18 protein-coding genes are annotated in these 14267 nt (G+C 60.8%); 7 read left to right on the forward strand and 11 right to left on the reverse strand.

The features are described 5' to 3' along the window. Nucleotides 1–160: 160 nt before the first annotated feature. From nadE to BW43_RS20815, 3 genes are read right to left on the reverse strand one after another with little or no spacing between them, the layout of a single operon-like run. Nucleotides 161–970, reverse strand: coding sequence for an ammonia-dependent NAD(+) synthetase (nadE, locus tag BW43_RS20825; RefSeq protein WP_032885345.1), 810 nt, complete (start codon nt 968–970; stop codon nt 161–163). A gap of 1 nt (nt 971) precedes the next feature. After that, nucleotides 972–2189, reverse strand: a complete 1218-nt coding sequence (pncB, locus tag BW43_RS20820; RefSeq protein WP_032885346.1) for a nicotinate phosphoribosyltransferase — start codon at nt 2187–2189, stop codon at nt 972–974. 11 nt (nt 2190–2200) lie between these two features. Further along, nucleotides 2201–2848, reverse strand: coding sequence for a nicotinamidase (locus BW43_RS20815; protein ID WP_032885347.1), 648 nt, complete (start codon nt 2846–2848; stop codon nt 2201–2203). A gap of 147 nt (nt 2849–2995) precedes the next feature. Here BW43_RS20815 and BW43_RS20810 point away from each other — a divergent pair, with 147 nt between their 5' ends. After that, a complete protein-coding gene (locus BW43_RS20810; RefSeq protein ID WP_032885348.1) occupies nt 2996–3688 on the forward strand; it encodes an NUDIX hydrolase in 693 nt (230 codons plus the stop codon). 140 nt (nt 3689–3828) lie between these two features. Here the strand turns inward: BW43_RS20810 and BW43_RS20805 are convergent, their stop codons facing one another. Both BW43_RS20805 and BW43_RS20800 read right to left on the reverse strand, forming a co-directional pair. Continuing rightward, nucleotides 3829–4602: an L-iditol 2-dehydrogenase gene (locus BW43_RS20805; RefSeq protein WP_032885349.1), complete on the reverse strand. Its 774-nt coding sequence runs from the start codon at nt 4600–4602 to the stop codon at nt 3829–3831. An 18-nt stretch (nt 4603–4620) separates the two neighbouring features. Then, nucleotides 4621–5931, reverse strand: a complete 1311-nt coding sequence (locus BW43_RS20800) for a sugar ABC transporter substrate-binding protein (RefSeq protein WP_032885350.1) — start codon at nt 5929–5931, stop codon at nt 4621–4623. A gap of 208 nt (nt 5932–6139) precedes the next feature. On the opposite strand from BW43_RS20800, the gene BW43_RS20795 reads away from it, so the two are divergent. From BW43_RS20795 to BW43_RS20785, 3 genes are all read left to right on the forward strand, one after another. Next, on the forward strand, nt 6140–7078 hold the full coding sequence (locus tag BW43_RS20795) for an AraC family transcriptional regulator (RefSeq protein ID WP_032885351.1): 939 nt from the start codon (nt 6140–6142) through the stop codon (nt 7076–7078). Between the two features lie 155 nt (nt 7079–7233). Next, nucleotides 7234–8181 carry a nucleoside-specific channel-forming protein Tsx gene (locus tag BW43_RS20790; RefSeq protein ID WP_032885352.1) on the forward strand — a complete coding sequence of 316 codons (948 nt, stop codon included), beginning with the start codon at nt 7234–7236 and terminating at the stop codon, nt 8179–8181. Nucleotides 8182–8195: 14 nt separating this feature from the next. Beyond that, nucleotides 8196–9224 carry a purine nucleoside permease gene (locus tag BW43_RS20785; protein WP_032885353.1) on the forward strand — a complete coding sequence of 343 codons (1029 nt, stop codon included), beginning with the start codon at nt 8196–8198 and terminating at the stop codon, nt 9222–9224. 67 nt (nt 9225–9291) lie between these two features. Here the strand turns inward: BW43_RS20785 and BW43_RS20780 are convergent, their stop codons facing one another. The 3 genes from BW43_RS20780 to BW43_RS20775 all read right to left on the reverse strand — a co-directional run bounded on the left by BW43_RS20780 (nt 9292) and on the right by BW43_RS20775 (nt 11309). Beyond that, entirely contained in the window at nt 9292–10251 is a 960-nt protein-coding gene (locus BW43_RS20780) for a zinc-binding alcohol dehydrogenase family protein (RefSeq protein WP_032885354.1), read from the reverse strand. A gap of 31 nt (nt 10252–10282) precedes the next feature. Continuing rightward, entirely contained in the window at nt 10283–10456 is a 174-nt protein-coding gene (locus BW43_RS28195) for a DUF1427 family protein (protein ID WP_081797626.1), read from the reverse strand. Between the two features lie 88 nt (nt 10457–10544). After that, a complete protein-coding gene (locus BW43_RS20775; protein WP_032885355.1) occupies nt 10545–11309 on the reverse strand; it encodes a helix-turn-helix transcriptional regulator in 765 nt (254 codons plus the stop codon). Nucleotides 11310–11425: 116 nt separating this feature from the next. Here BW43_RS20775 and BW43_RS20770 point away from each other — a divergent pair, with 116 nt between their 5' ends. Next, the gene (locus tag BW43_RS20770; protein ID WP_032885356.1) at nt 11426–11668 is read left to right on the forward strand and encodes a DUF6555 family protein; all 243 of its coding nucleotides are present in this window, start codon (nt 11426–11428) and stop codon (nt 11666–11668) included. A gap of 16 nt (nt 11669–11684) precedes the next feature. Next, entirely contained in the window at nt 11685–11957 is a 273-nt protein-coding gene (locus tag BW43_RS20765) for a hypothetical protein (protein WP_032885357.1), read from the forward strand. Nucleotides 11958–12009: 52 nt separating this feature from the next. On the opposite strand, the gene BW43_RS28200 is transcribed toward BW43_RS20765, so the two are convergent. The 3 genes from BW43_RS28200 to BW43_RS20755 form a co-directional block, all read right to left on the reverse strand. Then, nucleotides 12010–12180, reverse strand: coding sequence for a metallothionein (locus BW43_RS28200; protein ID WP_081797628.1), 171 nt, complete (start codon nt 12178–12180; stop codon nt 12010–12012). 89 nt (nt 12181–12269) lie between these two features. Then, nucleotides 12270–12722 carry a DMT family transporter gene (locus tag BW43_RS20760; protein ID WP_032885358.1) on the reverse strand — a complete coding sequence of 151 codons (453 nt, stop codon included), beginning with the start codon at nt 12720–12722 and terminating at the stop codon, nt 12270–12272. A gap of 4 nt (nt 12723–12726) precedes the next feature. Beyond that, nucleotides 12727–13215: a DMT family transporter gene (locus BW43_RS20755; protein ID WP_032885359.1), complete on the reverse strand. Its 489-nt coding sequence runs from the start codon at nt 13213–13215 to the stop codon at nt 12727–12729. A 118-nt stretch (nt 13216–13333) separates the two neighbouring features. On the opposite strand from BW43_RS20755, the gene BW43_RS20750 reads away from it, so the two are divergent. Next, complete coding sequence (locus BW43_RS20750; RefSeq protein WP_032885415.1) at nt 13334–14266, forward strand: LysR family transcriptional regulator; 933 nt, start codon at nt 13334–13336, stop codon at nt 14264–14266. The last annotated feature ends 1 nt before the right edge of the window (nt 14267 follow it).

Genomic DNA, 14267 nt, shown 5'->3' on the forward strand with positions numbered 1-14267 from the left:
TAAAGATTAACGGAAGCTACGTTCAAGCCGTCCGTGGATATCAATGAAACAGGGGCGCAATGATAGCCAAGTGACACTTTCCCGGTGCAGCTTTCTTGCTCCTTGCAAAAAATAACCGCGGAGGCCGACGCAACGTTGGCGTCGGTCGGCTGGATTTTGATCAAACTGGAGCAACCGGCAGCGCACGCTTGTGTGCGGTCTTGGTGTACGCCGCCTCCACAATCGCCCTCACCCGCTCACTCACCGGCTCGCCCATCAGGTACGCATCGATCTCTTCGTACGTGCAGCCATAAGCCTGTTCATCCAGCTTGCCCGGTGCCAGTTCTTCGAGGTCGGCTGTGGGCTGCTTGTGCACCAGGTTCGTCGGTGCCCCAAGGGCACTGGCCAACAGCCGCACCTGGGTTTTGGTCAGGCCGGACAATGGCGCCAGGTCGCAGGCGCCGTCACCGAACTTGGTGAAAAACCCCATCAGAGCTTCGGCGCCATGGTCGGTGCCGACCACCAGGCCATTGTGCAAGTTGGCCACGGCGTACTGCGCGATCATGCGGGTGCGGGCCTTGACGTTGCCTTTGATGAAGTCCACTTGAGCGGCGCTGGCGTCGGTGGCGGTGAGGCTGGCCATCAGGCCGTCGACGCTGGCGGCGATGTTCAGGGTGTCGATGTGGTCCGGAGTGATGAAATCCAGCGAGGCCTGGGCGTCGCGCTCATCGGCCTGGGTCTTGTAGGGCAGGCGCATGGCGATAAAGCGCGCGGCGTAATCCTCAGCCCGCAGTTGCTCAACCGCCAACTGGCACAGGCGGCCGGCGGTCAGGGAATCCACGCCACCGCTGATGCCCAGCACCAGGGCTTTGCAGCCCGACTGGCGCAACGTGGTCTTGATGAAATCGATGCGCCGTTGGATTTCCCTGGCCTCACCGCCCTTCACCAGTTGCCGGTTGATATTCAGTTCCTGCGCGATACGGTCTTGCATGTCACACCTCCACGTTGCCGACATTGAATACCTTCGCTGCGTACTGCAAAAACGAGGGGTCTTCGCAGACGTTCTTCACCGGGTCATCGGAGAACTTCACCACCGGTTCGCCGTGCACCCGTACCAGCTTCATAACGATGCTCAGCGGTTCGACGCCGTCCACATCGCAAGCCAGGCTGGTGCCCATGCCGAAACCGAACTTGGCCTTGCCACGGATGTGCCGCAGGATCGGCAGGCATTTTTCGAAGTTCAGGCCGTCGGAAAACATCAGGTCCTTGGTCATCGGGTCGATGCCCAGCTGTTTGTAGCGAGCCAGCACCTTGTCGGCCCAGGCGATGGGGTCACCGGAGTCCTGGCGCAGGCCGTCGTAGAGCTTGGCGAAGTACAGGTCGAAGTCCTTGAGGAAAAAGTCGGTGCTGATGCAGTCGGTCAGAGCGATGCCGAGACGGCCACGGTATTCATGCACCCAGTTCTCCAGGGCGGCGTTCTGGCTTTCGCGCAAGCGCCCCAATTGCTGGTGCACCATCAGCCATTGGTGGGCCATGGTGCCGATCAGCGGCAAGTCGAATTCATACGCCAGGTGCGCGTTGCTGGTGCCAACGAACTGGCCGGGGAAGTCGCGGCGCATGATGTCCACCACTTCGCGCTGGGCCTTGAAGGACAGACGCCGACGGGTCGAGAAGTCGGAGACGCGCAGGTCGGCCAACTCGTCGCGGCTGAGGTTTTTCTCCAGCCAGTCGAACTTCTGGTACAGCTTGCGGGTGACGTCTTCCAGGGTCACATCCGGGTATTTGTCGCGGTTGCGCAGTTCGCTGACCAACGCGAGCACCGGCTGTTCGAACATGATGCAGTGCAGCATCGGGCCGACCACGCGGATGTTCAATTGGCCATCGACTTCGCTGACGTGGATATAACGCAGGTTGAAGCGGAACAGGCCCAGGAAGCGCTCGTAGTCCGGGGTGAGGTACTCGCGAAAGCGTGGGTTGAACAGAAAGCGCAGCTCGCCTTCACGCACCTGCAGGCTGGCGAGTTTGTCCAACTCGGCGCGCAACTGCGGGATCAAGTGGCCGAGTTTTTCCTTGGAGCGGACGATGAAGTTGTATTCCACATCGACGTTGGGGTACTGGTGCAACACCGCCTGCATCATGGTGAAGGTGTAGTAGTCGGTGTCGAGCAGGCCCTGGATCACCGGGGCGTCGTAGTCGTAGGCACTTTCCATGGTAAATCTCCTTAACGCGTGGCCATCGCGGCCAGTTCTTCGCGGGTGCGGCTGATGCCGGCACCAGCCTTGAGCAACTCATTGACAGCCTGTACGCCGCCCTCCTCGCTGATACCGCGGCACGCCGGCAGGTGCAGCACGACTTCCAGGCCGGCCTTGAGCAATTGCAGTGCGGTGGTTTTGACGCAGTAGTCCAGGGCCAGGCCGCCAACGATCACACGGGTGACACCTTGAGCCTTGAGGTACTCGATGACTCCGGTGGACAGCTTGTCGTGCAGGTCGTGGTAGCAAGCACCGTAGGGGTGCAGGTCGGGCTCGACGCCTTTCCAGATGAAGTAGTCGTAGTCATAGGGCGTGGGCAGTTCGTCGAGCAACGTGAAACCTTCAGTGCCCGGTACGCAGTGGCTGACCCATGTGAGGTCGGCGTGAGTCAGGCCGGTGGGTTTCAGCATCTCGCTGGGCTGCGCGACCACCCAGGGTGCTTGCGGGGTGTGGGCGTCCTTGCTGCCGACGCGATAGCCGGCGAGGCTGGCCATGTAGTTGAGTTCGGCACCGATCTGGTCACCACCGGCCACAGGCAATTCGTTGGGGCACAGCGGCGTGAAGCTCTTCTGAGGATCGACATCGAAAGAAGCAAGGGCAGTTTTCGCAAGGGTCATGGCTGTTCTCCTGTGGCCTGGAAACAAAAGTACACGTCATGTACTTTCATTGCAAGAAACATTTATTTATCTATTCGCCTTCAAGCACATGACATATCTTTTCGATCCGTTAGACTGAGCCCTCTTCGCCGTTCAGAAGGATTTCATATGCCACTTAGCGCCTACCTCCACACCGTCGACCTCTGCGTGCTTTTTTACTGCCGCGCAACCGGGGAACTGAAATTGTTGCTGAACAAGCGCGACGCCGAGCCCTTCGCCGGGCATTGGGCGTTGCCGGGCGTGGTGGTGAATGGCGACGTGCAAGATCTGAGCCTCCAGGATGCGGTGGAACGCTTGCGAACCAGCGACAAGGTCGGTCTGGAGCTGGCCTGGAGCGAGCAAGTCGGCACGGTGGGCGATGCGTTTCGCGACCCGCGTTGCTGGTCGTCATCAACGTACTATTTGGCGATCGTCGCGGATGAGGTGCAGCTGGGGGAGCATCAAGGCTGGTTTGGGTTGAGGGCGGTGGCGGACGGCAGCATCAAGTTGCCGTTCGATCACAACAGCATCGTCGCGGCCGTGCAGGAGCGGTTGTTCTCCAAGTCGCTGTACAGCAGCTTGCCGCTGATGTTCCTGGGCAATGAGTTCAGCGCGCCGGAGGCGACCACGATCTTTTCCCTGGTGCTGGAGCGGCCGGTGCTCAAGACCAGTATTCGCCAGCGCTTGTTGAAGCTGACGGAGGCGGGATATTTGCGCGAGACGGGGCGCAAGAAGCATGGCGAGGGCGGCAGGCCCCAGGCCACGGTGGAGAACTTGAGGCCTGGGGCGGTTTACTTCTTTGATCGCAGTTTTGCCGACTAAGCACCCTTTTCAAGCGCGATGAGGTTCAAATGTGGGAGGGGGCTTGCTCCCGATAGCAGTGTGACAGTCAGCAAATAAAGTGACTGATCCTCCGCTATCGGGAGCAAGCCCCCTCCCCCAGTTTTGATTGGGGTATGGCGTTAGCTCATCCAATTGCCGCCGTCGACGTTGTAGGTCTGGGCCACCACATAATCAGCCTCCTTCGATGCCAGGAAGATTGCCATTCCGGTGAGGTCTTCAGCCGTACCCATCCGCCCAAACGGCACCTCTGCCCCCACCCGCCGCTTCTTCTCGCCAGGCGCCAGCCCTTCATGCTTGGCGAACAGCGCATCCACCCCATCCCAATGCTCACCGTCGACCACACCGGGTGCAATGGCGTTGACGTTGATCCCTTGCTTGATCAGGTTCAGCCCCGCCGATTGCGTAAGGCTGATCACCGCTGCCTTGGTCGCGCAGTACACCGCCACCAATGCCTCACCGCGCCGCCCGGCCTGGCTGGCCATGTTGATGATTTTGCCGCCGTGGCCCTGGCGGATCATTTGCCGGGCCGCGGCCTGCAAGGTGAACAGCGTGCCGGCGACATTGATCGCGAACAGCCGCTCGAAGCTGTCGCGGGTGATGTCGACGATGGGCGCCAGGTCGAACAGCGCTGCGTTGTTGACCAGGATATCCAGCTTCCCGACATGGGCAACCACGGCGGCAATCGCGCCATCGATGGAGGCTTGGTCAGTGACATCCATCGCGACCGCGTAGGCCTGAGGGCCCAGCTCAGCGGCAGTTTGCTGGGCGCGTTGCAGGTTGATGTCGGCAATGGCAACCGTCGCGCCTTCATTGATGTAGGCCAGGGCAAACGCGCGGCCAATCCCGCGCGCCGATCCAGTGATCAGCGCGCTTTTACCTTCCAGTCGTTTCATGGGTGTTGTCCGTCAAGGTTACTTGGGATAGCCGGCGCGTTTCATTTCGCGCTCGGTGGTGGACTGCGCCTGCAACAAGGCCTGATCAACCGTCATGCCGCCGGTAAGCGCCGCTGAAAACAGCTTGCCGACCGAGGTGCCGATGGCCTGGAACTCGGGGATGGTCACGTATTGGATGCCCACGTACGGCACCGGTTTGGCTGAAGGATGGGCGGGGTCGGCGTGTTTCATCATCTCCAGCGTCACCTGGGCAAACGGCGCGGCCTTGAGGTAAGCCTCGTTGTAAGTGGATTGGCGCGTGCCCGGCGGTACGTTGGTGATGCCCTCTTTATCGGCGACCAGTTGGATGTAGTCCTTGGAAGTGGCCCAGGTGATAAAGGCCTTGGCGGCGTCCTTGTGCTTGGAAGTGGCCGGGATCGCCAGGGACCAGGCGTAGAGCCAGGATGAACCTTTGTCGGTCACCTCAGTAGGCGCGGCGGCGAAACCGACGCTGTCGGCAACCTTGCTCTGGCTGGTATCGGTGGTGAAGGAACCGGCGACGCTGGCGTCGACCCAGATCGCGCACTTACCACTGTTGAACAGCGCCAAGGTCTCGTTGAACCCGTTGCTCGACACGCCTGGCGGGCCGTATTGCTTGAGGGTATTGACGTAGAAGTTGGCGGCGGCGGTCCATTCGGGGCTGGTCAGCTCGGGCTTCCATTGTTCGTCGAACCAGCGCGCACCAAAAGCGTTGGCCATGGTACTCAACAGCGCGATGTTCTCCCCCCAGCCGGCCTTGCCCCGCAGGCACATGCCGTACTGACCCTTGTCCTTGGCGGTGAGTTTGGCGGCGAACTCGCCGAGTTGGGTCCAGGTGGGATGCGCGGGCATCCTCAGGCCGGCGCTCTTGAACAGGTCGGTGCGGTAGTAGGTGACGGTGCTTTCGCCGTAGAACGGCAAGGCGTAGAGGGTGTTATTGACCGACAGGCCCTGGCGCACTGAGGGGAAGATATCGTCGGCGTCGTAATCGGCCGGCAGCTCGGTCAACGGTTCCAGCCATTGTTTGGCGCCCCACAACGGGGTTTCGTAGGTGCCGATGGTCAGCACATCGAACTGCCCACCCTGGGTGGCGATGTCGGTAGTGAGGCGTTGGCGCAGAACGTTTTCTTCAAGCACAACCCAGTTAAGTTTGATGCCAGGGTGCTGCTCTTCGAATACCTTGGACAGGCGCTGCATGCGGATCATGTCGCTGTTGTTGACCGTGGCGATGGTCACGGTGTCGGCCGCATGGCCGGGTATAGCGATAGCCAGGCCGGACAGCAGTAACAGTGCTTTGGGAAGCGTTAACATGGCGGTTTCCACCTGTTGTTTTTGTTGTTGAGCACCGATTACAGCAGCTTGGCCAAGCCCTCACAAACGCCTGGCGAATGCGCGGCTGATACTTTTTTAACCGCACACCCAGGATCAAAAAAGTATCAGTGCCGGGCGAAAGCGGGGGTAGCCTGCCCCGTGCAAACCCGCGTATTTTGGTGTAATCCAACGCACAAGAGGCAGCACCATGCCCGTCAGCCGCGCCGAACTGTTCGAGCACCGCCCCGCCGAACTCGAAGTGATCTTGCCCGAACCCGACCACTGCTTTCGTTGGTTCGAACACGATTACCCCTATGATCTGGCGCGCTGGAACCACCATCCCGAATTTGAAATCCACCTGATCCGCCAAGGCACCGGCAAGCTGGTGGCGGGCGACTATATCGGTGCATTCAGCGCCGGCCATGTCGCATTGATCGGCCCGGACCTGCCCCACGACTGGATAGGCGAACTGGCCCCCGGCGAACACTTGAGCGGGCGCGATGTGGTGCTGCAATTCGATGGCGCCGCCCTGCTCGCCCTGCGCAATACCCTGCCGGAACTCGGGGATTTGCAGCCGCTGTTCGAACAGGCCCGGCGCGGCCTGGAGTTCACCGGTGCCAGCGCCGAAAAGGCTGCGCACCTGCTGGAAGCCATCGGTAGTGCCAATGGCCTGCAACGGCTGATCCTGTTCCTGCAATTGCTAGACACCTTGAAAAACGCGCCGCCCATCCAGGTCAAGGCACTGGCCAGCCCCTGCTACGCGCCCACGCTGGATGCCCGCAGCGCTGAACGCATCAACAAGGCCTTCGACTACCTGATGCGCGAACTCACTGGCGACGTGCGCCTGTCGGTCATCGCTCAACAACTGGAAATGAGCGAACCGGGATTCTCGCGGTTCTTCAAACGCAACACCGGCCACGGTTTTATCGACCTGATGCGCAAATTTCGCGTGCAGCGCGCGTGCCGGTTGTTGCTGCACAGTGAGCGGTCGGTGGCGGATATCTGCTTTGAAGTGGGCTACGCCAACCTGTCCAATTTCAACCGGCACTTTCGCATCGAGATGAACCAGACGCCGAGCGAATATCGCCGCGACACCGCGATGCATCTGTTCAATCCCATTGAAAAAATGACACCCAGTCATTTCTGATCAAAAGGTCGACTAATTTGTCTTTTTTCTAGGCCATTCAAGCCATTGGGCAAAGTTGGTACAGCATGTGCAAACGTTTGCGGTACGAACTTGACCGTCAAGTTCCTCCTTACCTGAGCAATCGGGTTCAAACCGCGTACGAATAGGGACTTTCAATGCACCTCACCTCAAGGCCTCGCGCCTGCTTTGGTGTTTCCTTGCTACTGGCCGCCGTTACGGGAGTACTCAGCACACCCATTTTGGCGCAGGAAACACCTGCCAATGACTCAGCACAGGGCGAAACCCTCAGCCCTGAAGCCACCCAATCGAATAAAGGCCCTTACCTGTCGCAATGGTTCAACCAGGACCTGACGCTGATCGGCAGCAAAGACATCAGCTTCGGCCCCAAGCCGTCCGATGACATTTACCTGGAATACGAGTACTTCGGCCGCAAAGGGCCCTTCGAGCTGTATGGCTACATCGACGTGCCGAAGATCCTCGGCATTGGCAACAGCAACGACAAAGGCGCATGGGACCACGGCTCGCCGGTGTTCATGGAGCATGAGCCGCGCATCTCCATCGACTACCTGGCCGGTCGCAGCCTGGCCATCGGGCCGTTCAAGGAATGGTACGTGGCGTTCGACTGGATCTACGACCACGGCAGCAACAAGGAAAACCGCGCCAACACCCTTTACAGCGGCCTGGGCACCGACATCGACACCCACTCGCGGGTCAACCTGTCGGCTAACTTCTATGGGCGCTACCAGTGGGAAAACTACGGTGCCAGCAATGAGTATTCCTGGGACGGCTATCGCGCCCAGATGAAGTACATCGTGCCCATCGGCAAGTTCGACAACGGCGCTTCGCTGACCTACATCGGCTTCACCAACTACGATTTCGGCTCCAACCTGCACAAGGACAACCCGGCGCGCACCGCCAATTCCATGGTGGCGACCAACGTGCTGCTGTACTCGTTCACCCACCTGCGCTTCACGCTGGTCGGGCGCTACTTCCATAACGGCGGCAACTGGGAAGATGGCAGCGAGTTGAATTTCGGCGAAGGCAACTTCCGCGCCCGCTCCGATGGCTGGGGCTACTACGCCGGTGTCGGCTACCAATTCTGATCAAGGAGCATGAGATGAACACGTTTACCCGTCTATCGATGGCCATCGGCATGGCCCTGTTGCCGCACCTGGTGCTGGCAGATACCCCGCCACCGATCAAACCCAAAGTGATGCTGATCACCATGTTCGCGCCCGAGGCACAAACCTGGATCGACCGCCTGCAACTCAAGCAAGAAGTGCGCGTGCCGGGCCTGTCCGCCGAATACCCGGTGATCCGCTGCAACACCCAGGACGTTTGCCTGCTCGTCACCGGCATGGGCCAGACCAACGCTGCCGCCTCCACCCTGGCCCTGGCGTTGTCGCCCAAGTTCGACCTGCGCCAGAGCTACTTCCTGATTGCCGGGATCGCCGGCATCAGCCCCAAGCACGGCACCATCGGCACCGCTGCCTGGGCGCATTACCTGGTGGAGTTTGGTACGCAGTGGGAACTGGATTCGCGCGATGCGCCCAAGGACTGGCCGACCGGCTACATCGGCATCAACACCAAAGGCCCCAACGAAAAACCGCCGCTGGACTACAAGACCGAAGTGTTTGAGCTCAACCTCAAGCTGCAAGCCAAGGCGTTTGCCCTGTCGCAGAAAGTCGAGCTGACGGAAAGCAAAGAGTCGACGGCCTGGCGCAAGCACTACCCCGCCGCCCCGGCCAACCAGCCGCCGCAAGTCACCCGCTGCGACACCCTGGCGGGCAACACGTGGTTCTCCGGCACGCGCCTGAGCGAACGCGCCGAGGTTTGGACTAAGCTGCTCACGGATAACAAAGGCGAATACTGCACCACCCAGCAGGAAGACAACTCCACCTATGAGGCCCTGCTGCGCGCCAGTCGCGAGGGTTTGGTGGATATTCAACGCCTGGCCGTGGTGCGAGCAGGTTCCGACTTCGACCGGCCTTACCCTGGCTACAGCGAGGTGGATAACCTGCTCAACTATGCGGACCAGGGCGGGTTCGTGCCGGCGCTGGAAAACCTGTACCGCACGGGCAATCCGCTGGTGCAGGCAATCCTCAACAACTGGTCAGCCTGGGAAAAAGGTGTTCCCGACGCGTGACGATCCCTGTGCCGGCGATGGCGTGCTTAGGGCCAATCGCCGGTAAGCCGGCGCCTACGGGACCGTATCAGGGCAGGAAGATGATTTTGTCTGCACTGCCCTGGTTCACGTCTTCGTAGCACTGCGTCCCTTCGGCCAGCGCCACTTCGCGCAGGCCGACCGGCAGCGGCAGCAGGCCCTCATCAAAAAAGCGCCCGAACTGCTCCAGCATCACCGCGCACTGCTCGCAGCTGTAGAGCAATGAATTGATCCCCACCACTGAACCTCCCTTGCGGTACAGCGCCAGAGCCGGCAATTGCACATGACCGTCCACGGGCGCAGCAATGATGGCGATACGGCCAAATGCCGCCAGACCCGCCACGGCGGCAGGCAGCCAGAAACCGGTGGTGTCGAAGATTACGTCGGCGCCGCCTGCGAACACGGCATTTACTTGCGAACCCAAGTCTTGCGGTTTAGCGAGGGTAATCGCCTCGAAACCTTGCGCTTGCAAAACCTCGACCTGCTCAACCCTGCGCACCGCCGCCAGCACCCGGGCGCCACGGATTTTCGCCAGGGCCAACGCCGCACTCCCCACGGCACCGTTGGCGCCGATCACCATCAACCGCGTGCCTTTGCCCACACCGCTGCGCTCCAGCGCATCCCAGGCGGTGGTGTACGGCACACCCAGGCTCGCCGCCTGGGCAAAGCTCAAATGCGTAGGCTTATGGGCCACGCCCTTGGCAGACACCGTGAGGTATTGAGCGTGGGAGCCATCGGCAAAAAAACCAAGATCGCGGCCGGTGCCCCAGACTTCCCGGCCCACCAATGCCTGCGGGCCTTCAACCACCACGCCAGCAAAATCGCGACCAGGAATGCGTGGCAGCGTGGTGTAAGGGAAGCGACCGAGCACGTTCTTTACATCGCTGGGGTTGAGGCCCGCAGCCTGGATTTTTACCAACACTTCATCAGCGCCCGGCACCGGTGTGGGAACGTCGATAAAGCTGAGGGCATTGAGATCGCCAGTGGCGGAAAATTGCAGGGCTTTCATGGGCAGTACATCCATCGAAAAGAAAAAGACTTCAGGACAACCAGGCACTGACCAACTGTCGCCCCATGGGCCACAGTTTTTCGCCGATCAACATGCCCATCAGGCCGACAAGCGCGATGGCCGGCGGCGCGGGTGAGCGAAAATCCAGCGCACCATAAATCACGCCGACAAACAGGCCAATGGCGAGGGAAATCAAGTAATTCATGGGGGCAGCGCCGTGTGGGTTGGTGGGCTCAGTGTAGGGAGCCCCTCCCGCTGGCATCGGCCAACTGCTTCAGGATTTCGGCCAAACCTCAGCCGGTGTAGTGCGAAGGGGCCACACCGAGTTCGCGGCGGAACATGTCGCTGAAGCTGCTCGGCGAATAACCCAGGGACCGCGCAATCCCGCTGACCGACTGGCCCTGGATCAACTCCGCCACCGCCGTGGCGAGTTGCACTTGCCGGCGCCATTCGGCGAACCCCATGCCCAGGTGGTTCTGGAACAGCCGCGCCAGGGTACGCACGCTGGCACCGGCCACCTCGGCATGCTGCTCGAAGGGGATCACCAGGGAAGGCGCAGCCATGACCGCCTGGCACGCGCTGATCAGTCGACGGTCGGCTTCAACCGGCATGGCGATGCGGATCCGGGAGCGACGCGCCCGCTGCAACTCCAACATGGCCAGGCCGACCACCGCGTCGTAATACGCACCGTCGCCGCTATCGCCCTCCTCCACCAGCGTGACGATCAACTCGCGCAGCAACCCACCGACCTCAATCACCTGCACCTGGCTGTCCAGCGTCGCCGCCAAGGCAGGACGCAGGTAGATATTGCGCATCTGCAAATCCGACACTACGCGAATCCCGTGCTCGACACCCGGCGGCAGCCATACCGCGCGCTGGGGCGGCACCACTAGGGCTTCGCGTGGGGTCTCGACCCACATAACGCCGCTCATGGCGTAAAGCAATTGGCCCCACTCGTGCCTGTGGGGTTCCACATACCACCCACGCGGGTAAGTACGCGCCAGAGGTTGCACGGGGACAGCGTGATCACTGAGGTCAGGTGGCGCGGCCAGGGCCATGGGACGTACGTCAGTCTAGGATGAGCCACCATGGTAATGACCACCGCCCGACAATCCGAGTGAATTTTTGGCGCTCGTGGCGATCACTTGCTTACACCACCAGGGTTGATGGGCCGATGAATAACGCAAAACTGTTTGTGATCGATTACACCCTCCATGGCGAGGCCAAGTCATTCATTATCCGCCTGGAAAAACTCGATGCCGCCGAAGCTTGGCATTGGGCAAGCTGCGATGCCGGCGTCGGTCGTATTGGCCGTTTCGCCCGGGAGCAGGTCAAGAAGACCAGCCAGGTTCAGGCCGAGAAATTCGGCATCACCAACGTGCAATGGCGCCGCTCGGACGCGCGCGCCCAGGCTTGATCAAGGAGAGATACCCATGAATGTATGTGGCCAGGTCAATGGTAAGGCTCGGATTGATTACACCCAGGACACCCTGTTTGGCCCACTGGCCAGGCATGTGGAATGCCAAGTGAGCGTGCAGCGCAAACCCGACAGACTCGTACTGAAGGTGTTCCAGCCGCTCCCGGATGATCTGCATGCAGCGAAAACGGTGGTGTTTGCCCTGGAGGGACGGCGGACCAGCGGGGTGGTCAGAGGTCGGCAGCGCCTGTCTGACCATAGCCTCCGGCTGGAGTTGGAAACCCAATAGCAGCTAACAGATAGATCAAATGTGGGAACGGTTTTGACCGCTCCCACCGCATTCAACCGTCGGCCGACTTGGCACACTCGCAGCCCGTAGCCGCAGCGCAGGGTTCACCATGGGCATGGTGTTCGGCACAGCCCTGGCAGCAATAGCCCTTACCGTCTTTCATCACCGCTTCGACACCCAATACACATTTGCAGTGTGGGCAGGCACAGGTTTGATCTGGCATGGTCAGACTCCTTCATCATGGTCGTCTCGGTACGGCGAGCGCCGGCACCTTAAGCAATGACTGCCGGCTCACGCAGATCGTTCAAACCATCAGTCGGTGCGCGTATTGCTGCGATACATGAACACCAGCGCCAGCGCCAGGCACACCATCGCCAGCATGCGACCGCCCGACAATTCGATGGCAGGGTTGCCCAGCCAGCCGAAGTTATCGATCAGCATGCCCATGCCCAACTGCCCGGTGATCACCGCCACAGTGGCCACCGCCGTGCCGACCACCGGCACCGCACCGACCATCACCATCATGTACACCACGCCGAACAGCGCGCCGGTCAGCTGCCATTTAGGCACGTCCAAGAGGCTCAACGCCTGTGCCGGTTCAAAGAAGAAAATCAACAGCGCGGTGGTGAGCGCCCCTACGGCAAAGGTCAGCAAACTGCTGCGCAACACACCCACTGTCTGGCCCAGGCGACCGTTGATCGCCGCCTGCACACTCAATACCGCACCGGCCGCGATGACCAGTACCAACAACAGAATCAGATTCATCGTCTTACCCTCGTGCGATCAGAACAAGTGCCACCACAATCAACGCCAGCGCGATCCAGCGCTCTCCATTGACTCGCTTGCGCGTCGTGCCGAACCAACCGAAATGGTCGATCAGAACGCTCTTGCCCACCTGTCCTGACAGAATCGCGATCATGGTCATCGCAATACCGATGTGCGGCGTGGCCAGGGTCAGTACCACCACGTACATCGGCCCCAGAAAACCGCCGATCAGCTGCCAGCGCGGCAAGTCCGTGAGCGCCGGGCCTTTTTGCGGACCGCTGAACAGCAGCAGCAAATACAGAATCGCCGAGCCCACGCCGAAGATGCTCAACGTCGCCCACAGGTGCCCCACCTGCACGCCCAACGGGCCGAGTAAACCGGCCTCCACCGACAAGCCCATACCGGCGAGGATCACCAGCGGCAACAACAGCAACCGCAGAAGGTTTTTTTTCGGCGTGGCGTTCGCCACACCCTCGATAGAACTGGCCTGCATACATCACCTGCGCATCAACAAATGGATTAATGGCGCGCATTATCCAGTGGCCGTCCTGTGCGATAAATGGGAGCATGCCAACAACACCTTTGCGCAAAACGCACAGCCTGGAGCCATGATGCAGGGTTTGAACGAGTTGAGTTTCAAGGCGCTGCGCCTGTTCGTCGCAGTGCTGGACCACGGCAGCTTCTCCGAAGTGGCGCGCCGCGAAAGCCTGGCGCCCTCCTCGATCTCGCGGCAGATCCAATTAATGGAGCAGACCCTGGGGCAACAGTTGTTGTATCGGCACACCCGCGCCGTCAGCCCCACCGAGGCTGGGCGCCTGCTAGGGCGGCACGCGCGCCTGATGCTCGAACAACTGGAAGCCGCCGGCCAGGCCCTGCAGGAACAGGAAAGCGAGCCCAGCGGCCTGGTGCGTATCAATGCGCCGATGGTGTTCGGCCAGCGTCACCTCTCACCCTGGCTGGGCGAGTTGTGCCGCCGCTACCCCAAGCTGCAACTGGATATCCAGCAAACCGACACCTACGTCGACCCTCTGCAAGATGGCACCGACCTGCTATTTCGCATCGGCGTGCTCAACGACTCCGGCATGCAGGCACGTATCTTCGCGCCCCAGCGCTTTCGCATCGCCGCCAGCCCTGCTTACCTGGCGAAGCAAGGCACGCCCTCGCACCCCGATGAACTGATCAACCACCAATGCCTGGCGTACAAGGGCATCACCGGCCAACAACGCTGGTTTTTCCGCCGCGACCAAGGCGACTGGACGCCCTACAGCGTCAAAGGCCCGATCACTGGCAACCACGCCGACACCCTCACCCACGCCGCCGAACAAGGCCTGGGGCTGGTGGTGTTTCCATCCTGGTTGATCGGCGAAAGCTTGCGCGCCGGCACGTTGCACGCGGTGCTGACGGAGTACGAAGTGGCGACCACGCTGGAGCCGCAGCAAATTGCGGCGTTGTGGCCAGGGAGCCGGCGCTTGTCGCTGAAGGTGAGGACCGTGATTGATTACTTTGTGGAGTGTTTTGGGGCGGTGCCTTATTGGGATCGCTGAC

The organism is Pseudomonas sp. RIT357 (genome assembly GCF_000632245.1).
Taxonomy (GTDB): domain Bacteria; phylum Pseudomonadota; class Gammaproteobacteria; order Pseudomonadales; family Pseudomonadaceae; genus Aquipseudomonas; species Aquipseudomonas sivasensis.

What these genes read in the sequence shown, in the direction of transcription:
- BW43_RS20810 (WP_032885348.1), top strand. Translation starts at nt 2,996, where the DNA reads ATGCCACTTAGCGCCTACCTCCACACCGTCGACCTCTGCGTGCTTTTT.
- BW43_RS20780 (WP_032885354.1), bottom strand. Translation starts at nt 10,251, where the DNA reads ATGAAAGCCCTGCAATTTTCCGCCACTGGCGATCTCAATGCCCTCAGC.
- BW43_RS28195 (WP_081797626.1), bottom strand. Translation starts at nt 10,456, where the DNA reads ATGAATTACTTGATTTCCCTCGCCATTGGCCTGTTTGTCGGCGTGATT.
- BW43_RS20815 (WP_032885347.1), bottom strand. Translation starts at nt 2,848, where the DNA reads ATGACCCTTGCGAAAACTGCCCTTGCTTCTTTCGATGTCGATCCTCAG.
- nadE (WP_032885345.1), bottom strand. Translation starts at nt 970, where the DNA reads ATGCAAGACCGTATCGCGCAGGAACTGAATATCAACCGGCAACTGGTG.
- BW43_RS20760 (WP_032885358.1), bottom strand. Translation starts at nt 12,722, where the DNA reads ATGAATCTGATTCTGTTGTTGGTACTGGTCATCGCGGCCGGTGCGGTA.
- BW43_RS20805 (WP_032885349.1), bottom strand. Translation starts at nt 4,602, where the DNA reads ATGAAACGACTGGAAGGTAAAAGCGCGCTGATCACTGGATCGGCGCGC.
- BW43_RS20770 (WP_032885356.1), top strand. Translation starts at nt 11,426, where the DNA reads ATGAATAACGCAAAACTGTTTGTGATCGATTACACCCTCCATGGCGAG.
- BW43_RS20775 (WP_032885355.1), bottom strand. Translation starts at nt 11,309, where the DNA reads ATGGCCCTGGCCGCGCCACCTGACCTCAGTGATCACGCTGTCCCCGTG.
- BW43_RS20800 (WP_032885350.1), bottom strand. Translation starts at nt 5,931, where the DNA reads ATGTTAACGCTTCCCAAAGCACTGTTACTGCTGTCCGGCCTGGCTATC.
- BW43_RS20785 (WP_032885353.1), top strand. Translation starts at nt 8,196, where the DNA reads ATGAACACGTTTACCCGTCTATCGATGGCCATCGGCATGGCCCTGTTG.
- BW43_RS20755 (WP_032885359.1), bottom strand. Translation starts at nt 13,215, where the DNA reads ATGCAGGCCAGTTCTATCGAGGGTGTGGCGAACGCCACGCCGAAAAAA.
- BW43_RS20790 (WP_032885352.1), top strand. Translation starts at nt 7,234, where the DNA reads ATGCACCTCACCTCAAGGCCTCGCGCCTGCTTTGGTGTTTCCTTGCTA.
- BW43_RS28200 (WP_081797628.1), bottom strand. Translation starts at nt 12,180, where the DNA reads ATGCCAGATCAAACCTGTGCCTGCCCACACTGCAAATGTGTATTGGGT.
- BW43_RS20765 (WP_032885357.1), top strand. Translation starts at nt 11,685, where the DNA reads ATGAATGTATGTGGCCAGGTCAATGGTAAGGCTCGGATTGATTACACC.
- pncB (WP_032885346.1), bottom strand. Translation starts at nt 2,189, where the DNA reads ATGGAAAGTGCCTACGACTACGACGCCCCGGTGATCCAGGGCCTGCTC.
- BW43_RS20795 (WP_032885351.1), top strand. Translation starts at nt 6,140, where the DNA reads ATGCCCGTCAGCCGCGCCGAACTGTTCGAGCACCGCCCCGCCGAACTC.
- BW43_RS20750 (WP_032885415.1), top strand. Translation starts at nt 13,334, where the DNA reads ATGCAGGGTTTGAACGAGTTGAGTTTCAAGGCGCTGCGCCTGTTCGTC.